Raw genomic sequence first — 278 nt, forward strand, 5'->3', positions numbered from 1 at the left:
CGCCATATTCGCACGCACTTTTCGCTGTTTCCACATCAGTGATGCCGCAAATTTTCACTTTCATATATTCACCTTACAATCTTCAAAAAAACTACTAATAGAAGATGATGTCATAAGCGCCTCTCCAACTAATACACCTTTGGCTCCAGCTCTTTTAACACGAATAATATCTTCTTTTGAATGAATGCCACTTTCACTAATCCAAAGTAGTTTCTCCTCATTCAATCTTTTTCCAAGCTTTTCAGTTTGGCTTAAATCTACTTCGAACGTTTTTAAAT

At 36.0% G+C, this 278-nt stretch carries 2 pseudogenes; both read right to left on the minus strand.

The features are described 5' to 3' along the window. A pseudogene (locus tag SB717_RS35370) lies at positions 1-64 on the minus strand (phosphoribosylanthranilate isomerase); the annotation flags it as partial. Next, positions 61-278: pseudogene (locus SB717_RS35375) on the minus strand (indole-3-glycerol phosphate synthase TrpC); the annotation flags it as partial. The pseudogenes SB717_RS35370 and SB717_RS35375, both read right to left, overlap by 4 nt.

The sequence above is a fragment of the Priestia sp. SIMBA_032 genome (assembly GCF_046535215.1).
Classification (GTDB): Bacteria; Bacillota; Bacilli; order Bacillales; family Bacillaceae_H; genus Priestia; species Priestia aryabhattai.